The organism is Amycolatopsis sp. NBC_01307 (genome assembly GCF_035975215.1).
Taxonomy (GTDB): domain Bacteria; phylum Actinomycetota; class Actinomycetes; order Mycobacteriales; family Pseudonocardiaceae; genus Amycolatopsis.
In genome coordinates this window covers 725,117-743,048 of sequence record NZ_CP108403.1, presented here as the reverse complement: position 1 = coordinate 743,048, position 17,932 = coordinate 725,117, and the positions used below count along the sequence as shown (strand labels likewise).

General features: G+C 70.2%; 15 protein-coding genes. 7 read left to right on the top strand and 8 right to left on the bottom strand.

What is annotated here, in order from left to right; genetic code table 11:
• Window position 1: 1 nt before the first annotated feature.
• The 7 genes from OG439_RS03550 to OG439_RS03520 form a co-directional block, all read right to left on the bottom strand.
• The gene (locus OG439_RS03550; RefSeq protein WP_326947877.1) at window positions 2-2,254 is read right to left on the bottom strand and encodes a HelD family protein; all 2,253 of its coding nucleotides are present in this window, start codon (window positions 2,252-2,254) and stop codon (window positions 2-4) included.
• 56 nt (window positions 2,255-2,310) lie between these two features.
• Window positions 2,311-3,147 (bottom strand): hypothetical protein, encoded by an 837-nt coding sequence (locus tag OG439_RS03545; RefSeq protein WP_326947876.1) that lies wholly within the window; start codon window positions 3,145-3,147, stop codon window positions 2,311-2,313.
• The gene (locus OG439_RS03540) at window positions 3,144-3,632 is read right to left on the bottom strand and encodes a hypothetical protein (protein ID WP_326947875.1); all 489 of its coding nucleotides are present in this window, start codon (window positions 3,630-3,632) and stop codon (window positions 3,144-3,146) included. The genes OG439_RS03545 and OG439_RS03540 overlap by 4 nt, the downstream gene beginning before the upstream one ends.
• Window positions 3,633-3,643: 11 nt before the next feature.
• Window positions 3,644-4,561, bottom strand: coding sequence for a hypothetical protein (locus OG439_RS03535; RefSeq protein ID WP_326947874.1), 918 nt, complete (start codon window positions 4,559-4,561; stop codon window positions 3,644-3,646).
• Between the two features lie 3 nt (window positions 4,562-4,564).
• Window positions 4,565-4,936 (bottom strand): hypothetical protein, encoded by a 372-nt coding sequence (locus OG439_RS03530; protein ID WP_326947873.1) that lies wholly within the window; start codon window positions 4,934-4,936, stop codon window positions 4,565-4,567.
• A gap of 88 nt (window positions 4,937-5,024) precedes the next feature.
• Window positions 5,025-5,591 carry a hypothetical protein gene (locus tag OG439_RS03525; protein WP_326947872.1) on the bottom strand — a complete coding sequence of 189 codons (567 nt, stop codon included), beginning with the start codon at window positions 5,589-5,591 and terminating at the stop codon, window positions 5,025-5,027.
• Window positions 5,592-5,623: 32 nt separating this feature from the next.
• A complete protein-coding gene (locus tag OG439_RS03520; protein ID WP_326947871.1) occupies window positions 5,624-6,604 on the bottom strand; it encodes a heme o synthase in 981 nt (326 codons plus the stop codon).
• 294 nt (window positions 6,605-6,898) lie between these two features.
• On the opposite strand from OG439_RS03520, the gene tkt reads away from it, so the two are divergent.
• Genes tkt through pgl form a run of 6 tightly spaced genes read left to right on the top strand, consistent with a single transcriptional unit; the run spans window position 6,899 to window position 15,113 of the window.
• On the top strand, window positions 6,899-8,998 hold the full coding sequence (gene tkt / locus OG439_RS03515) for a transketolase (protein ID WP_326947870.1): 2,100 nt from the start codon (window positions 6,899-6,901) through the stop codon (window positions 8,996-8,998).
• Window positions 8,999-9,009: 11 nt separating this feature from the next.
• Complete coding sequence (gene tal / locus OG439_RS03510) at window positions 9,010-10,122, top strand: transaldolase (protein ID WP_326947869.1); 1,113 nt, start codon at window positions 9,010-9,012, stop codon at window positions 10,120-10,122.
• Between the two features lie 8 nt (window positions 10,123-10,130).
• A complete protein-coding gene (locus tag OG439_RS03505) occupies window positions 10,131-11,768 on the top strand; it encodes a glucose-6-phosphate isomerase (RefSeq protein ID WP_326947868.1) in 1,638 nt (545 codons plus the stop codon).
• Window positions 11,765-13,288: a glucose-6-phosphate dehydrogenase gene (gene zwf / locus OG439_RS03500; RefSeq protein ID WP_326947867.1), complete on the top strand. Its 1,524-nt coding sequence runs from the start codon at window positions 11,765-11,767 to the stop codon at window positions 13,286-13,288. Before OG439_RS03505 ends, zwf begins: the two co-directional genes overlap by 4 nt.
• Entirely contained in the window at window positions 13,285-14,340 is a 1,056-nt protein-coding gene (gene opcA, locus OG439_RS03495) for a glucose-6-phosphate dehydrogenase assembly protein OpcA (RefSeq protein ID WP_326947866.1), read from the top strand. The genes zwf and opcA overlap by 4 nt, the downstream gene beginning before the upstream one ends.
• On the top strand, window positions 14,337-15,113 hold the full coding sequence (gene pgl, locus OG439_RS03490; protein ID WP_326947865.1) for a 6-phosphogluconolactonase: 777 nt from the start codon (window positions 14,337-14,339) through the stop codon (window positions 15,111-15,113). The genes opcA and pgl overlap by 4 nt, the downstream gene beginning before the upstream one ends.
• Before the next feature lie 771 nt (window positions 15,114-15,884).
• Here the strand turns inward: pgl and OG439_RS03485 are convergent.
• The gene (locus OG439_RS03485) at window positions 15,885-16,445 is read right to left on the bottom strand and encodes a TetR/AcrR family transcriptional regulator (protein WP_326947864.1); all 561 of its coding nucleotides are present in this window, start codon (window positions 16,443-16,445) and stop codon (window positions 15,885-15,887) included.
• Window positions 16,446-16,573: 128 nt separating this feature from the next.
• Here OG439_RS03485 and OG439_RS03480 point away from each other — a divergent pair, with 128 nt between their 5' ends.
• On the top strand, window positions 16,574-17,701 hold the full coding sequence (locus tag OG439_RS03480; protein WP_326947863.1) for an FAD-dependent oxidoreductase: 1,128 nt from the start codon (window positions 16,574-16,576) through the stop codon (window positions 17,699-17,701).
• Window positions 17,702-17,932: the final 231 nt, after the last annotated feature.

Genomic DNA, 17,932 nt, shown 5'->3' with positions numbered 1-17,932 from the left:
ACTAGCCAAGCACGGAGAGTGCCGGTACTTCGTCACCGGTCCGGACCACACCGAGTCGCCGGGTCGCCCGCGTCAGGGCCACGTACAGGTCGTTGAGCCCGCGCGGCGAACCCGCGACGACCTCGTCCGGCGCGACCAGCACCACCGCGTCGAACTCCAGGCCCTTGGACCGCTCGACCGTCAGCACGCTCAGCCGTTCGTCGAAGGCGCCGAGCACGGCGGAGACCTCGTCGAACCGGCCCGCGGGCACCAGCACCGCGACCGTGCCACCGTCCACTGCGGACAGCTCCGCGGCCACCAGACCCGGCAGCTCCGCCGCGAGGTCGGCCGGGTGCGCGGACCACGGCGGGACGCCGCTCTCCCGCACCGACGACGGCGCGGCCAGGCCTGCGTCGACCTCGGCCAGCACGCGCGCCGCGACCGCCATGATCTCGGCGGGCGTGCGGTAGTTGACGGTCAGCTGCTCGAGCCGCCACCGGTCCTCGACGTACGGCGAGAGCACCTCGCCCCACGACCGCGCGCCACCCGCGGCGCCGGTCTGCGCGACGTCGCCCACGAGCGTCATCGACCGGTTGGGTGAGCGCCGCATGAGCAGCCGCCAGTCCATCGCGGACAGTTCCTGGGCCTCGTCGACGATCACGTGCCCGAACGTCCAGGTCCGGTCCTGCGCCGCGCGCTGGGCCGCGGTCAGCTCGCTGCGCTCCACCTGGCGCTCGGCGAACAGCTCGGCGTCCAGGACGTCCGAGACGCGCAGCAGCTCCTCGTCGATGATCTCCTCGTCCTGCTCGAGGATGTCGAGCACGCCCTCGGCGTACGCGCGGTCCTCGCGCTCACGGCGTTTGCGCTCGACGCGGGCCTCGGTGTCGTCGACGCCGATCAGCTCGGCCAACTCGTCGAGCAGCGGGACGTCGGCGGGCGTCCACGCGGCGTCGCGGCTGCTCTCCAGCAGCGCGCGGTCCGCGTCGGACAGGTGCTTCCGGGCGGCGCTGTCGAGGCGTTCGCGGTCGGCGAACAGGTCGTCGAGCACGCCTTCCGGGGTGAGCACGGGCCACAGCTCGTTCAGCGCGGCGGCGATGTGCTCGTCCGCGGCCAGCTCGGCGCGGATGTCCTGCAGGTCCTGACCGTCCAGGAGGTCCTCCCCCAGCTTCCGCGAGGCCTGGCGGGTCAGAGCGTCGAGGACGTCGGAGACGAACAGGCGCCGCGCCGGGTTGTGCGGGCGCCGCGAGCGCCGGGCGCGGGTGCGGGCCTCGGTGCAGGTCTTGCGGTCGAGCTTGAGGACGTCGTGCTCGTACTCGATCTCCAGCACCGGGTCGGGCACGCGCTGGCGGTCGCGGACGGCGGTGGCGAGGACGTCGGCCATGACCAGCCGGCCCTTGACCTCCGCGGTCTCGCGCCGCTCGGCACCGTCGGCGTCCAGGCCCGGGTAGAGCTGCCCGACGGTGGCGAGCAGCACGCCCGTCTCGCCCAGCGACGGGAGCACCTGGCCGATGTAGCGCAGGAACGTGCTGTTCGGCCCGACGACGAGCACGCCGCGGGTCGTGAGCTGCTGGCGGTGGGTGTAGAGCAGGTAGGCGGCACGGTGCAGCGCGACGGCGGTCTTGCCGGTGCCCGGCCCGCCCTGCACGACCATGACCCCGCCGAGCGGGGCGCGGATGATCCGGTCCTGCTCGGCCTGGATGGTCGCGACGATGTCGCTCATCTCACCCGTGCGCCGCTGTTCGAGCGCGGCGAGCAGCGCGGCTTCGCCGGCGAGCCCGAGGTCCTGCCCCTGGTCGGCGGCGGCGAGGTCGAGGATCTCGTCGTCGAAGCCGGTGACCTTGCGGGTCAGCGACCGCAGGTGCCGCCGCCGGCGTACCCCGTCGGGTGACGCGGCGGTGGCGAGGTAGAAGGGCCGGGCGACGGGCGCGCGCCAGTCGACCAGCAGCGGCTGGTAGTCGTCGTCCTCGTCGAACAGCCCGAGGCGGCCGATGTAGGTGGTCTCCTCGGTGCTGCCGGGCACGAAGTCGAGCCGCCCGAAGGCGAGGCCCTGCTCGACGGAGCCGAGCTGCGCGAGCCGGTCGGTGTAGAGGGTGGTCGCGACGTCGCGTTCGGTGCGGGCCTGCGGGGTGCCGCCGGTCAGCCGCAGCGTCTCGTCGAGGCGCCGCTGGGCGTCGACGCGTTCGGCGTCGAGCTTGGTGTAGAGGGTGGTGACGTACGCCTGCTCACGAGCGAGCTCGGCGGCGTGTGTGTCGTCCGGCGAGACGGACAAGAGCATCCTGCTTTCGCCTCAAGGAAAAGGGCCAGCCAAGTTTAACGGCGACCACGGCGGGATCATTCCGGCCTGAGGTCGCAGTAGGGGTAGACCTCGGTGCGGGAGTCATCGGCGGTGGCGGGAGCGCCGACGTACGGGATGACCCAGGTCTCCCGCTCCCCTGTCGAACACGACGGGCTGACCGGGGGCTGTCGCTCGACCACGATGGCGTTGCCATGGGTGTCCTGGAAGGTGAGCGTGTTGCCGGCCGGGCCGTGGTCGCCGCCGACGATCCGGCCGGCGCGATCGCGGAAGACCACGGTGGTGTCGCGACTGTCCAGGTTCCGGCAGTTCGTGGACACCTCCCGGTAGTGGACATCGACGTTCACCGGGTTGTCCGGATAGAAGTGCGAGGTGCGGAGGTAAGACGCGCCGACGGGCGTGAGACTGCCTACAGCGGCGCGGGGCACCCAGGCGTTCGATCCCACGGCGGTCTCGGCGTCGGCCACGGGGATTTCCCGCCGGTAGGCACCCGTTCCGGCGCCGATCCGCTGACCGGGCAGGAGCAGGGGAATCTCGACGCTCAGCTCGCCGGTCGTCAGTTCGGGAAGCTCGTGTTGCGCGGCGTCGAACAGCCGGAACCGCACCGGAATCCGGCGAGCGACCTCGGCAGAGGTGTTCTCCAGGACGGCCCCGAGGCTGACCAGACCGGACGGGCTCTGGCTGAACCCCTGCTCGACGACCTCGATCCCGCCCGGCGCGGACGCCGGTGTGCTCGCGGGGGCCCGGTCGGGGATGTCACAGCTGTCGTCCGAGGCGGATCCGCCGGTCCAGGGCAGCTTGCCACCTGCCGAGACGACGATGGCGGCGAGGACGACGACAACACCGAGCACGGCCAGGAGACCTTTCCTGCTCATCCGTAGAACCGCTTCCTCAGGGCGCTGACCTTCGCCAGGTAGTCCTGGATCAGGATGGTGACGGCCTCCTTGGCACGCGCCGCGAACTGTTCTTCGGCCAGCTCACGAACCGTGCCGGGCACGATCTCCACCGATATCTCCTGCATGCCCACGCAGGTCAGGGAGATCCTGCCATCACTGGACCTCCCGCTGGCTTCGATCTTCGATCGTTCGTCGAGGAATGCGTGGTCCCGTTCGTCGCTCGGCGTGATATCGAGAGCGGACTCGTCGATCGCCGCCCGGTACTGCCGCAGCCAGCCCGCGTAAACCAGGCGTGCCAGCGCCGCGAGTGAGCGCTCCAGCCCACGTTCGTCGGCGAACTCGTAGACGCTTTCGCCGAATGTGATCGTGATGTCCGTCCGATTGCGCAGTTCAGCCTCGATGTCGGCGCCGGGCGCCCGGACGCGTACCCGGATGCCGTCGAGCCGGTCGGCGAGTCTTCCCATGATCACGCTCCTCAGTTCGAATCGCCGAGGCCGGCGCTGCCGGTGATCTCGCCATCCGGAATGGAGGTGACAGCCGGACGTGCCGAGACGAAATACGAACCGTGCTCGCCGAGCAGCCTCGTGACAGCGGAGGTCTTCTCGGCGATCACCGCCTCTGCCTTCTGGACCACCAGAGTCAACTGATCGATCGTCGCCTTCATCGAGTTGATGATCTGCAGTGCGGTCTCGCCGCCCCCCTTGGGCGGGTCCGACAAACTGTCCGGCGGCAGAGTCGCTCCGACCTGCGCGGCCGCACCGACCACCGACAGCAGGAGAGGGGCCGCAGCGCCGTCCGTCGCGACCGTGAGAACGGCGGCGGCGGTGGCTCCGATCGAAGACAACACTGTGAAGGTCACGTTCCACGTGTTCTTGTCACAGCACTTGTTGTCGAACACGTCCATCGTGGCGTGCGCGATCTTGTCGATGTCGTCCCGGGTCTTCGCCCACATCGCCTGGTGGGCCTCCAGCGCCGCCTTGAGGATCGCGGTGAGGATGAACTGGTTGGCCGAGATCGCCGGGAACGGGTCGAGGAACTTCTGCTTGAAGAGCATCGCGGCCTGCCCCGACCAGTCCTGGAGGTAGTCGCTTGCCGTGTGCATCTTTTCCAGGGTCGGATTGGCCAGATAGGGATTCTTGTCGATCGGGTCCTGGTCGATGTGGCCGCCGGACAAGTCGTGCATCGCGGCGGACAAGCCGTCGATCGTCGGCTGGTAACCGGCCGGGTCGGGAATGCGCGAGAACGGCTTGAACAGGGGTTCGATCACCTGCTGGTAGTAGCCGTCGACACCCTGCCGGGCGTATTCCGGCTCGGTCTCGTGCTCGTCGAGTGCCCGTTTGATCGCCAAGAACTTGATCTCGCTCGCGTGGGCCATCAGTTCCTCGAAGCTCACGCGTCACCGCCCCGGCGTGGGCTCGCCACGTTCCGCGATCAGCTTGTGCAACTGGTCCGCGGCGGCCCGGTCGTTCGACGAGTACATCTCGACGGCTTTGGCCAGCGCTGCCGCGGTGTCGTTCAGACTGGACTGGGTGTCCGTCATGAACTTCGCCGCGGCGCCGTGCAACTCGACCCAGGCCGCGTGCACCGGCCCCAGAGCGTCACCGCCGAAATGGTCCGGCCGCGTCATCACGCCGTCCAAACCGGACCTCGCTTGGCCGTATTTCGCGATGACATCACCGTAGACGGCGGATACCGACGGCAGATCGTCCTTGGCGACGACAAGCATCCGATAGAGGTCGACCGCGAGGTCGACACCGTGATCAGGCATTCACCCTCCCCGAGTTAAGCGCCCAACCGGGGAAGTTTCTCACAGTGTGCGGCGAGACACTGAGAGTTTCGGAAAGGACGGTCCGGGGTCAGCCGCTGACGAGGTCGCAGTAGGGGTAGACCTCGGTACCCGCCCCGGCGGTGAACGGCAGCTCCCGATCCCCCGGTACACACGACACCCGATCGGCGGACAACCGTTCCGCGCCCACGATCCGACCGGCGGCGTCGCGGTGCAGGACCGCGGCGCCCCGGCTGGTCAGCGCCCGGCAGTTCGCCGAGTGGTAGCGGACGTCGCCCGGGACGACCGTGGCCGTCACCGGCGTGAAGCCGCCCAACGACTCCGGCGACAGCCAGGTCACCGGGCCGACAGAGCCGACCTCAGCCACGCCGATGTGGGCTCCCGGCGTGAGCAGCGGCACCACAACCGAGCCGACCGGGATCCGGTACCCGACCTGGGTGCTCGTGTTCTCCAGCACAACGCCGGACGACGACGTTTCGGCGACGCGGATTCCGCCGCCACCGGGGGCCGCGTCGGGCGCCGAAGAAACCGCCGTGACGTGCGAAGGGATCGCGCAGCCGGTGCCCAGCAGCGTGTTCTGGTCCAGCGACACCTTGCGGCCGCCGATGTAGAGCAACGCCGCGAACAGGACGATCACGACCAGCGCGACGCCTGCGCGCCTCACCAGGATCAGAAGGGGAGGCCGAGCGTCGGCAGGCCGATGGCCGAGTCGACGGCCAGCGCCACGAACACGATCATCAGGTACGTGTTCGAGCGGTGGAACAGCGCCATCGGCTTCGTCTCCTCGCCGCGGCGGACCGCGGCCTGGAGGCTGTGCGCGTAGAACAGGAACCAGCCGCCCGCGAGGATGGCGAACGTGCCGTACAGCCACGACGTCACCGGGAGCAGCAGCAGCGTCCACGCCACCATCACCCACGAGTAGATGACGATCTGCTTGGCGACGTGCTGGGCGGTGGCCACGACCGGGAGCATCGGGACGCCCGCGCGCTCGTAGTCGTCGCGGTACTTCATGCCCAGCGCCCAGGTGTGCGGCGGGGTCCAGAAGAAGATGACGCCGAACATCACAAACGCCGGCCACTGGACGGTGCCCGTGACGGCCGCCCAGCCGATGACCACCGGCATGCAGCCGGCCGCGCCGCCCCAGACGACGTTCTGCGACGTGCGCCGCTTCAGGCCGAGCGTGTAGACGAAGATGTAGAAGAGGATCGTCGCGACCGCGAGGATCGCCGACAGCATGTTGACCGTGAAGTAGAGCACCACGGCCGAGGCGACGCCCATCACCAAGCCGAAGATCAGCGCGCCGCGCCGCGGCACCGAGTCCTTCACCAGGGGACGCCGCTTCGTGCGGTTCATCACCTTGTCGATGTCCGCGTCGATCACGCAGTTGAGCGCGTTCGCGCTGCCCGCGGCCATCGTCCCGCCCAGCAGCGTGGCCAGTACCAGCCACGGCGAGGGGATCTGCCGGCCGGCGAGGAACATCGCCGGGATGGTGGTCACCAGGAGGAGCTCGATCACCCGCGGCTTCGCCAGCGCGGCGTAGGCGCCGACGACCTGGCGGATGCGTCGCCGGTCACCGTGCGGTCGTTCACCGGTCGGGTGCACGGCGCTGGTGTCCTCACTGCGTCCGTGCGCAGCGTTCACCAACGACATTTCACTCCCTGCGTCAGGTTCGGGGCGGGCCCGATGCCGGAGGCGTGTGGTGCCGCTGAAAACCGCCGGTCTGAACCCTCGAACGATGTTAGACGTGGTGAATCCCGTGGGTGATCGCGGGTCCTCGACGGGCTCAAGCACTAGGCTGGCCGGGTCGGGCCGCGATTGCCCCTGCGCAGGGTCGCGAGCAGGAATATCGTCCCTTCGGGATCGATTGAGATAGATGACCCCGCGCACGGGTAACCGGAACGAGGAAGACCAGCCGCAACCATCATGACCGGGAGTTGGAGTTCAGTGTCCGAAACCGCCCCTACCAGCGAGAACAACCCACTCCTGCGGCGCAACACGCCCGCCGACTGGACCGACACCGACACCCGCGCCGTGGACACCGTCCGGGTACTCGCCGCGGACGCGGTCGAGAACTGTGGCAGCGGCCACCCCGGTACCGCGATGAGCCTGGCGCCGCTGGCCTACACGCTCTTCCAGCGCACGCTGCGTCACGACCCGAACGACCAGAACTGGCCGGGCCGCGACCGGTTCGTGCTGTCGGCCGGGCACAGCAGCCTGACGCTCTACATCCAGCTGTACCTCGCCGGTTACGGCCTCGAGCTCGAGGACCTCAAGCAGCTGCGCAAGTGGGGCTCGAAGACCCCGGGTCACCCGGAGTACCGCCACACCGACGGCGTCGAGACCACCACCGGCCCGCTCGGGCAGGGCCTGGCGAACGCCGTGGGCATGGCGATGGCCGCCCGCCGCGAGCGCGGCCTGCTGGACCCGGACGCCGCTCCCGGCGAGAGCATCTTCGACCACTTCATCTACTCCATCGCCTCCGACGGCGACATCGAAGAGGGCGTCACCGCCGAGGCGTCGTCCATCGCGGGCCGCCAGGAGCTGGGCAACCTGATCGTCTTCTGGGACGACAACAAGATCTCCATCGAGGACGACACGAACATCGCCCTTTCGGAGGACACGGTCGCGCGGTACGAGGCCTACGGCTGGCACACCCAGTTCGTCGAAGGCGGCGAAGACGTCGTCGCGCTCGAAGAGGCCATCAAGAACGCGAAGGCCGAAACGGGCAAGCCGTCGTTCATCGCGGTGCGGACCGTCATCGGCTACCCCGCGCCGAAGAAGATGGGCACCGGCAAGGCGCACGGCGCGGCGCTGGGCGCCGAAGAGGTCGCCGAGGTCAAGAAGATCCTGGGCTTCGACCCGGAGCAGTCGTTCCAGGTCGAGGACGACGTCATCAAGCACACCCGCCAGGCGCTCGAGCGCGGCAAGGCCGCCCACGCCGAATGGCAGGAGAAGTTCGCGGCGTGGGGCGAGGCGAACCCGGAGCGCAAGAAGATCGCGGACCGGATGGCCACCCGCACGCTGCCCGAGGGCTTCGCCGACAACCTGCCGAAGTGGGAGCCGGACGCCAAGGGCGTCGCCACCCGCAAGGCCTCCGGTGAGGTGCTCAACGCGCTCGCCGAGCCGCTGCCGGAGCTGTGGGGCGGGTCCGCGGACCTCGCCGAGAGCAACAACACCACGATGAAGGGCGCCGACTCGTTCGGCCCGGAGAAGGCTTCCACGGACATGTGGAAGACCAGCCCGTACGGCCGGACGCTGCACTTCGGCATCCGCGAGCACGCCATGGGCTCGATCCTCAACGGGATCGCGCTGCACGGCGGCACCCGCCCGTACGGCGCGACGTTCCTCATCTTCTCCGACTACATGCGCCCGCCGGTCCGGCTGGCCGCGCTGATGAAGGCGCCGGTCACCTACGTGTGGACGCACGACTCGATCGGGCTCGGCGAGGACGGCCCGACGCACCAGCCGATCGAGCAGCTCTCCGCGCTGCGCGCGATCCCGGGCCTCAACGTCGTCCGCCCGGCGGACGCCAACGAGACCGCCTACGCGTGGAAGGCCGTGCTGGAGGACATCCACCACCCGTCCGGCCTGGCGCTCACCCGCCAGAACGTGCCGGTGCTCGAGGGCACCAGCGCGGAAGGCGTCGCCAAGGGCGGGTACGTCCTCGCGGACTCGGACGGCACCCCGGACGTGGTGCTGATCGGCACCGGCTCCGAGGTCCAGCTCGCCGTCGAGGCGAAGAAGGTCCTCGAGGCCGACGGCGTCAAGGCGCGCGTCGTCTCGATGCCGTGCGTCGAGTGGTTCGACGCGCAGGACGCGGCCTACCGCGAGTCCGTCATCCCGGCCGGCGTGAAGGCCCGCGTGTCCGTCGAGGCGGGCATCGCCCAGTCGTGGCACCGCTTCACCGGTGACGCCGGCGTGAACGTCTCGATCGAGCACTTCGGCGCCTCCGCCGATGCCGGCACCCTGTTCCGTGAGTTCGGGTTCACCACGGAAGCAGTCGTCGACGCCGCCCGCCGCTCGATCGCCAACACCAAGAACTGAAAGGGACATTGATGAGCAACGACAAGCTCGCGCAGCTGTCCGAGGCCGGTGTTTCGATCTGGCTGGACGACCTTTCGCGTGAACGCCTGAACACCGGCAACCTCGCCGCGCTGGTCCGCGACAAGCACGTCGTCGGCGTGACGACCAACCCGACGATCTTCGCCAACGCGATGTCGAAGGGTGACGCCTACGACGAGCGGACGAAGGAGCTCGCCGCCCAGGGCGCCGACGTCGAGGCGACCATCCGGGACCTGACCACGACCGACGTGCGCAACGCCGCGGACCTGTTCCGCGACGTCTACGCCGCCACGAACGGCGTCGACGGCCGCGTCTCGATCGAGGTCGACCCGCGCCTGGCCAAGGACACCGACCGGACGGTCGCCGAGGCCCAGGACCTGTGGAAGACCGTCGACCGGCCGAACACGCTGATCAAGATCCCGGCCACCGAAGAGGGCCTGCCGGCGATCACCGCCACGCTCGCCGAGGGCATCAGCGTCAACGTCACGCTGATCTTCTCCGTCGAGCGCTACAAGAAGGTCATCGAGGCCTACTTCGCCGGGCTGGAGCAGGCGAAGGCCAACGGCCACGACCTGCGCGGCATCCACTCGGTCGCGTCGTTCTTCGTGTCCCGGGTGGACACCGAGATCGACAAGCGGCTCGACGCGATCGGCACCGACGAGGCCAAGGCCCTGCGCGGCAAGGCGGCCGTCGCCAACGCCCGGCTCGCCTACGCGGCCTTCGAGGAGCTCTCGGCAACGGACCGCTGGAAGGCCCTCGCGGCCGACGGCGCGAACGCGCAGCGTCCGCTGTGGGCCTCGACCGGCGTCAAGAACCCGGACTACTCCCCCACCCTCTACGTCGACGACCTGGTGGTGAAGGACACCGTCAACACCATGCCGGAGAAGACGATGGACGCCGTCGCCGAAGGCTCCGAGCTCAAGGGTGACCAGGTGTCCGGCCGCGGCGCCGAGGCGCAGGAGGTCTTCGACAAGCTCTCGGCCGTCGGCATCGACATCACCGACGTGTTCCTGGTGCTGGAGAACGAAGGCGTCGAGAAGTTCGAGAAGTCCTGGACCGAACTGCTCGACACCGTCAACGGCCAGCTGGAAAAGGCGAAGGGCTGAAGCACGACATGACGACAGGGGAAAAGACCGGCGTCGAGATCGTGGACGCCGAACTGGCGGAGCGCGCCGCGCCGCTGGCCGACCGGCTGGTCGCCGACCAGGCCGCGTCGAAGCTGGCCGCGAAGGACGCCACGCTCTGGGGACCGGACGCCGAATCCGAAGCGTCGATCCGGCTGTCGTGGACGACGCTGCACAAGTCGTCCCGGCCGCTGATCGGCGAGATCGAGGCGCTGCGCACCGAACTGCGGTCCGAGGGCGTCGACCGCGTGGTGCTCGCCGGCATGGGCGGCTCGTCGCTCGCGCCGGAGCTGATCACCGGGACCGACGACGTCGCGCTGACCGTGCTCGACACGACCGACCCGGGCCAGGTCGCCGACGCGCTCGCCGGCGACCTCGAGCGCACGGTGATCGTGGTGTCGTCGAAGTCGGGCGGCACCGTCGAGACCGACAGCCACCGGCGGATCTTCGCGAAGGCGTTCACCGACGCGGGGATCGACGCGGCGCGGCGGATCGTGGTCGTCACCGACCCGGGCTCGCCGTTCCAGGCACTGTCCGAAAAGGAGGGTTACCGCAAGACCTTCCTCGCCGACCCGCACGTCGGCGGCCGCTACTCCGCGCTGACCGCGTTCGGGCTCGTCCCGGCCGGGCTGGCCGGCGCGGACGTCGCCCGGCTGCTCGACCAGGCCGCTTCGGCGGCCGAAGAGCTCGCTTCGGACTCGGTGGACAACCCGGCGGTCAAGCTGGCCGCCGCGTGGGCCGCCGCGCACGAGCAGGGCGCCGAGAAGGTCGTGCTGGCCGACTCCGGTTCCGGCATCAAGGGGTTCCCGGACTGGGCCGAGCAGCTGATCGCCGAGTCCACCGGCAAGGAGGGCACCGGCCTGCTGCCGGTCGCGGTCGAAGGCACGGAGGCACCCGGCTTCGCCGACGCGAAGGCCGACGCCACCGCGGTGTCCGTCGGCAGCCCCAAGGGCGGGGCGAAGATCGGCGTCACCGGCTCGCTCGGCGCGCAGCTGCTGCTCTGGGAGTTCGCCACCGCGCTGGCCGGCAGGCTGCTCGGGATCAACCCGTTCGACCAGCCCGACGTCGAGACCGCGAAGAAGGCGGCGCGCGCGCTGCTGGACGACCCGGAGAAGCTCAAGGGCGGCGAGACGGCGTCCAATGTGGACGGACCGGTCGAGATCTTCGGCAGCGAAGGCGTTTCGACCGACGGGAAGCTCGTCGACGTGCTCCGCGCGTTCTTCGCTTCCGCGCCGGACGCCGGCTACATCGCGGTGCAGGCCTACCTGGACCGGCTCGACGACGCGTCGACGGCGCTGCTGCGCGGCGAGATCGCCCAGCGCACCGGCCTGCAGACCACGTTCGGCTGGGGTCCCCGGTTCCTGCACTCCACCGGGCAGTACCACAAGGGCGGCCACCAGAACGGCGTCTTCCTGCAGCTCACCGGCGCGGTGGAGCGGGACCTCGACGTGCCGGACCGGCCGTACACGCTGGGGCAGCTGCAGCACGCCCAGGCCCTGGGCGACGGGCAGGTGCTCGCCGAGCACGGCCGCCCGGTGCTGCGCCTGCACCTGACCGACCGCGCCGCGGGCCTCGCGGCCGTTGTCCGCGCGGTGCAGGAGGTCGCGGTTCAGGAGGGGGAAGCATGACCTGGAGCAACCCGCTGCGGGACGAGCGGGACAAGCGGCTCCCGCGCATCGCCGGGCCGTCCAGCCTGGTGATCTTCGGGGTCACCGGCGACCTGGCCCGCAAGAAGCTGATGCCCGCCATCTACGACCTGGCCAACCGCGGGCTGCTGCCCGCCGGCTTCTCGCTCGTCGGGTTCGCCCGCCGCGACTGGGAGCACCAGGACTTCGGCGAGCTCGTGCACGACTCGGTCAAGGCGCACGCGCGCACGCCGTTCAAGGAGTCGGTCTGGAACCGGCTCGCCGAGGGCATCCGGTTCGTGCAGGGCACCTTCGACGACGACGACGCCTTCGACCGGCTCGCGCAGACGGTCAAGGACCTCGACAAGGAACGCGGCACCGGCGGCAACACGGCGTTCTACCTGTCGATCCCGCCCGGCGCGTTCCCGGTGGTGACCAAGCAGCTGGCCCGCTCCGGGCTGGCCAACGCGGACGAGAACACCTGGCGCCGCGTCGTCATCGAGAAGCCGTTCGGCCACGACCTGAAGAGCGCCGAAGAGCTCAACGCGATCGTCAACGACGTCTTCCCCGAGGAGTCGGTGTTCCGCATCGACCACTACCTCGGCAAGGAGACGGTCCAGAACATCCTGGCGCTGCGCTTCGCGAACCAGCTGTTCGAGCCGATCTGGAACGCCAACTACGTCGACCACGTGCAGATCACCATGGCCGAGGACATCGGCCTCGGCGGCCGCGCGGGGTACTACGACGGCATCGGCGCGGCCCGCGACGTCATCCAGAACCACCTGCTGCAGCTGCTCGCCTTCACCGCGATGGAGGAGCCGCTGTCGTTCGACCCGCGGGCCCTGCGCGCGGAGAAGATCAAGGTGCTCTCGGGCACCAGCGCGATCGGGCCGCTGAGCAAGACCACCGCGCGCGGGCAGTACGCGGGCGGCTGGCAGGGCGGCACGAAGGTGCCCGGCCTGCTGCAGGAAGAGGGCTTCGCGAAGGACTCGAAGACCGAGACCTTCGCGGCCGTGACGCTCGAGGTGCAGAGCCGCCGGTGGGCCGGGGTGCCGTTCTACCTGCGCACCGGCAAGCGGCTCGGCCGCCGCGTCACCGAGATCGCCGTGGTGTTCAAGCGGGCGCCGCACCTGCCGTTCGATTCGACGTCGACCGAGGAGCTGGGGCAGAACGCCCTGGTCATCCGGGTCCAGCCGGACGAGGGCATCACGCTGCGGTTCGGCTCGAAGGTGCCGGGGACCACGATGGAGGTCCGCGACGTCACCATGGACTTCGGGTACGGGCACGCGTTCACCGAGTCCTCCCCCGAGGCCTACGAGCGCCTGATCCTCGACGTCCTGCTCGGCGAGCCGTCGCTGTTCCCGGTCAACGAAGAGGTCGAGCTGTCCTGGAAGATCCTCGACCCGGTCATCGAGCACTGGGCCAAGGAGGGGGCGCCGGAGCAGTACCCGCCGGGCACGTGGGGCCCGCCGTCCGCCGACGAAATGCTGGAGCGCACCGGCCGGAAATGGAGGCGCCCGTGATCATCGACCTGCCGTCCACCACGACTTCGCTGCTCAACAAGAAGCTGGTGGAGATCCGCGAACAAGGCGGGCAAGTAGCGCTCGGCCGGGTGCTCACGCTGGTCATCGTGGCCGACGACGACAGCCACCTCGAAGCGGCGATCGAAGCGGCCAACGGCGCGAGCCGCGAGCACCCGTCACGGGTGATCGTGGTCGCCAAGGGCGCGCGCACCGCGTCACCGCGCATCGACGGCCAGATCCGCGTCGGCGGCGACGCCGGCGCGAGCGAGGTCATCGTGCTGCGGCTCTACGGCCCGCTGGCCGCCCAGGGCCAGAGCGCGGTCGTCCCGCTGCTGCTGCCGGACGCGCCGATCGTCTGCTGGTGGCCCGGCGCCGGCCCGAAGGACCCGGACAAGGATCCGCTCGGCGAGCTGGCCCAGCGCCGGATCACCGACTCGGCCGCGGAGAAGAGCCCCGTCAAGTCGCTGACCACGCGGGCGAAGGCGTACACCGCGGGCGACACGGACCTGGCCTGGACGCGGCTGACGCACTGGCGCGCCCAGCTCGTCTCCGCGCTGGACCTGCCGCCGTACGAGAAGATCACCGCCGCGACGGTGACCGGCGAGGCCGACTCGCCGTCGACCGAGCTGCTGGCCGCGTGGCTGGCCGAGTACCTGAAGGTGCCGGTCAAGCGGGTCAAGAGCTCGGGCGCGGCCGGGATCACCTCGGTGACCCTGGAGCGTCGTTCGGGCGCGGTTGAGCTGCACCGGCCGGACGGGCGCGTCGGCACGTTGACCCAGCCGGGCCAGCCGACCCGGCGGATCGCCCTGCAGCGGCGCAGCACGCAGGACTGCCTGGTCGAGGAGCTGCGGCGGCTCGACCCGGACGAGGTCTACGAGGCGGCGCTGCACGGCCTGGGCAAGATCACGTCCGGCACGAACGGCAAGACGGGCGCGCCGGCCAAGGCGGACGTCACCTCGCCGGCCGCGGCGGGCGCTGCTGCTGCTGCTGCGCCTGCACCGGCCAAGACTCCGGCCAAGGCGGGTGCCGACGGCAAGAAGAGCGCTTCATGAGCAAGACCGAGGTCGTCGTCCACGCGAACCAGGACCTGCTGGCCGCCGCCGCGGCGGCCCGGCTGGTCACCCGGCTCGTGGACGTCCAGGCGGCCAAGGGTTCGGCGTCGCTGGTGCTCACCGGCGGCGGCACCGGCATCGCGGTGCTGACCGAGCTGCGGAACTCGAGCGCGCGCGACGCGATCGACTGGTCGCGCCTGGACATCTACTGGGGCGACGAGCGGTTCGTCCCGGCCGATTCGGACGAGCGGAACGAGAAGCAGGCCCGCGAGGCCCTGCTGGACCACGTCCCACTCGACCCGAAGCGGGTCCACGCGGTAGCGGCATCGGACGGCGAGTTCGGCGACGACCCGGACGCCGCCGCCGAGGCGTACGCACGGGTGCTGGCGGACAACGCGGGCCCGGACGACGGCGACGTCCCGACGTTCGACATCATGCTGCTCGGCCTGGGCGGCGAGGGCCACACCGCATCGGTGTTCCCGGAATCCCCGGCGGTGTACGAGAAGGAGCGTTCGGTGGTGGCGGTGCGCAACTGCCCCAAGCCCCCACCGACGCGCGTTTCCCTGACCCTGCCGGCAATCCGCCGAGCCCAGGACGTCTGGCTGATGACAGCGGGCGAAGCCAAGGCCGACGCGGTAGCGCTGGCACTCTCGGGAGCGGACGAAGCCCAGCTCCCGGTAGCGGGCGCCCGAGGACACCGCCGGACGCTGTGGCTACTGGACCGCACGGCGGCGGGCAAGCTAACAAAGGTGCACCAACCACCGACGGCTTGATGGTCGTAGGTTCCGTGAAGGCCTCCTCCCCTTGGGAGGGGGCCTTCACGGCTTTCGGGGGCCGGTGCGGCACGCCTGCTACGGCGTTCCGCGGCCGTTCGCGGCTGTTCGCGGCGTTCAGGGCGCCGAAACTGTCGTGGCTCCCGGGTAGCGTGGAAACGGGGGCTGCTCACTCCGCCCGCGCGCTCGGCGGGCCAGGCTTTGCTCGCCAACTCGCCGCGATCCAAACGGAACTCGCCGCCTCGGCTGCCCCCTTCACCGGCCCCTCGGTCGGCCAAGCCTTGCTCATCAATCCGCCGCGTTCCCAGCGAAACTCGCCACCTCGATTGGTCGCTCACTTCAGCCGACAAGGCTTTACGCACCCAGCCCGCCGCGATCCAAGCGAATCTCGCGCCCGGTCGGCTGCTCACTTCGCCCGCACCCTCGACCGCCCAGGCTTTGCTCGCCAACTCGCCGCGATCCAAGTGGAACCCGCCGCATCGATCGGCTGCTCACTCTGGCGCGCACCCTCGACCGGCCAAGCTCTGCTCACCAACCATCTCGGCCGAGCGGAACCCGCCACCTCGATCGGCTGCTCACTTCACCGGCACCCTCGGTCGGCCAAGCCGTGCTCATCAATCCGCCGCGGTAGCAGCGGAACTCGCCGCCTCGATCGGCCGCTCACCCGGTCACCAGGCCTTACTCACCCAGCCCGCCGCAGTCCGAGCGGAATTCGCGGCCTCGATCGACTTCGCCGCTATCCGAGCGGGTCTCGCCTGCCCGGACCAGCGCTCACTCCGTCCGCCAGCCGCGCTCCAGGCGGGCGAAGATCTCCTCCGCCGCTCGGCGGGGGTTCTCGTGGCCCGCGATCAAGTCCCGCGATGCCAGCGCGAAGCGGGCCAGCGCCGCGCACGCCACGTCGTTCTCCGGGGCGCCCGACTCCGCCGCGATCGCGCGGGCCAGCGCCGTCTCGTGGCGCATCCACATCCGCCTGCCGTACTCGCGCAGGGCCGGGGTGCTCTCCGTGAGGCGGAGGAACGCGTCGCCCGGGGAGGCGGCCACGTCGACCAGGATGTGCTTGCGCAGCGCGTCCACGATCGTGTGCGCCGGCGGCCGGCCGCGGACCGCGTCGACCAGCGCCGTCTCGATGTCGGCCTCCTGGTCGAACACCAGGGCTTCCTTGCTGGGGAAGTGCTTGAAGAGCGTCGTCACGGAGACGTCGGCGGCGTCCGCCACCTCCTTCACCCCGACCTGGTCGAAGCCGCGCTCGAGGAACAGTTCGAGCGCCGCGTCGGCCAGCGCCTTGCGGGTCTGCGCCTTCTTGCGCTCACGGCGCCCGATCACTTCTGTCATGTACGCCAGTCTACGTGATGGTGGACTCACTTCAAAAGTGTAGTCATTGCACTTTCGCAGTGGATCTGCTTTCCTGGGTTCATCGCCGCCGGAACGAAACCGGCGGCCCGAACTTCCAGGGGGAAGCCATGAACACCACCAGCACCACCGCCAACACCAAGATCGCGATCGTCGGCGCCGGCCTCGGCGGGCTCGCCTGCGCTCGCGTCCTGCAGCTGCACGGCCACACCGTCACCGTCTTCGAACAGGAGGCTTCGGCCGACGCGCGCCCCCAGGGCGGCACGCTCGACATGCACGGCGACACCGGCCAGGTCGCCCTCCGCACGGCCGGCCTGCACGAGACGTGGCGCGCACTCGCCCGGCCCGAAGGCCAGCAGATGCGCGCGGTCGACCCGCGCACCACGGACGTCCTCGTGGACGAGATCCCTGCCGAGGACGACGAGTTCAAGCCCGAGATCGACCGCGGCCAGCTCCGCGGCCTCCTGCTGGACTCCCTCTCCCCCGGCACCGTCCGCTGGGGCCGCGCCACCGACGACGTCACGCCGCTGCCGGACGGCACCGCCCGGCTGCGCTTCGCCGACGGCACCACCGAGGACTTCGACCTGGTCATCGGCGCCGATGGCGCGTGGTCCCGCGTCCGCCGCGCCCTGACCGGCGTCCGGCCGGAGTACAGCGGCGTCGCGTTCGTCGAGTTCGGGCTCGACGACGCCGACCGCCGGCACGCCGCGCTGGCCGCGTTGACCGGCCAGGGCACGATGGTGGCGAAGACCGGCGGGAACGCGATCTTCGCCCAGCGCAACAGCAACGGCCACATCCGCGGCTACGCCGTGTTCCACGCGCCGGAGGACTGGCATGCCGGCTTCGACTTCGCCGACACGGACGCGGTGCGCGCGACGCTGCTGCAGCGCTACACCGGCTGGCACCCGGAGCTGCTCGGGTTCCTGCGCGACAACGACGGCGCGTTCACGCACCGGCCGTTGTACGTGCTGCCGGTGCCGCACGCCTGGACGTCGACGCCCGGCCTCACCCTGCTCGGCGACGCCGCGCACCTGATGCCGCCGCTCGGGGTCGGCGCGAACCTCGCGATGCTGGACGGCACCGAGCTCGCGACCGCGCTGGCGACGTCGCCGACCGTCGGCGAGGCCGTCCGGACCTACGAGGCGCGGATGCTGCCGCGGTCGATCGAGACGGCGAAGGCCTGCAAAGAGGGGCTCGTGCGCCTTCTGGGTGACGGCATCCGGACGGCAGCGGCCTGACGACCTATGCCGGGCGCCCACGGAGAGGTAACGTGATTCCCACGATGTGGTCATCCCGGTACACGCTAGGCAGTGACAGATCCACTGTCAGTAGTGCGCCGACGACGCCATCGCCCGAACGGCGCAATCAAATGCGGAATCCGGACGTCAATCCGCCAACGGCGCGTGAAACTTACCGTCTTCCCACGCAACCTCGTTAGCATCCGCACATTTGTTCTCTGCTGCGCGTCC

Bases quoted from the DNA above. Each gene is read 5' to 3' on its own strand.
- OG439_RS03550 (WP_326947877.1), bottom strand. From the start codon at position 2,254: ATGCTCTTGTCCGTCTCGCCGGACGACACACACGCCGCCGAGCTCGCT.
- OG439_RS03545 (WP_326947876.1), bottom strand. From the start codon at position 3,147: ATGAGCAGGAAAGGTCTCCTGGCCGTGCTCGGTGTTGTCGTCGTCCTC.
- OG439_RS03540 (WP_326947875.1), bottom strand. From the start codon at position 3,632: ATGGGAAGACTCGCCGACCGGCTCGACGGCATCCGGGTACGCGTCCGG.
- OG439_RS03530 (WP_326947873.1), bottom strand. From the start codon at position 4,936: ATGCCTGATCACGGTGTCGACCTCGCGGTCGACCTCTATCGGATGCTT.
- OG439_RS03520 (WP_326947871.1), bottom strand. From the start codon at position 6,604: ATGTCGTTGGTGAACGCTGCGCACGGACGCAGTGAGGACACCAGCGCC.
- tal (WP_326947869.1), top strand. From the start codon at position 9,010: ATGAGCAACGACAAGCTCGCGCAGCTGTCCGAGGCCGGTGTTTCGATC.
- OG439_RS03505 (WP_326947868.1), top strand. From the start codon at position 10,131: ATGACGACAGGGGAAAAGACCGGCGTCGAGATCGTGGACGCCGAACTG.
- zwf (WP_326947867.1), top strand. From the start codon at position 11,765: ATGACCTGGAGCAACCCGCTGCGGGACGAGCGGGACAAGCGGCTCCCG.
- pgl (WP_326947865.1), top strand. From the start codon at position 14,337: ATGAGCAAGACCGAGGTCGTCGTCCACGCGAACCAGGACCTGCTGGCC.
- OG439_RS03485 (WP_326947864.1), bottom strand. From the start codon at position 16,445: ATGACAGAAGTGATCGGGCGCCGTGAGCGCAAGAAGGCGCAGACCCGC.
- OG439_RS03480 (WP_326947863.1), top strand. From the start codon at position 16,574: ATGAACACCACCAGCACCACCGCCAACACCAAGATCGCGATCGTCGGC.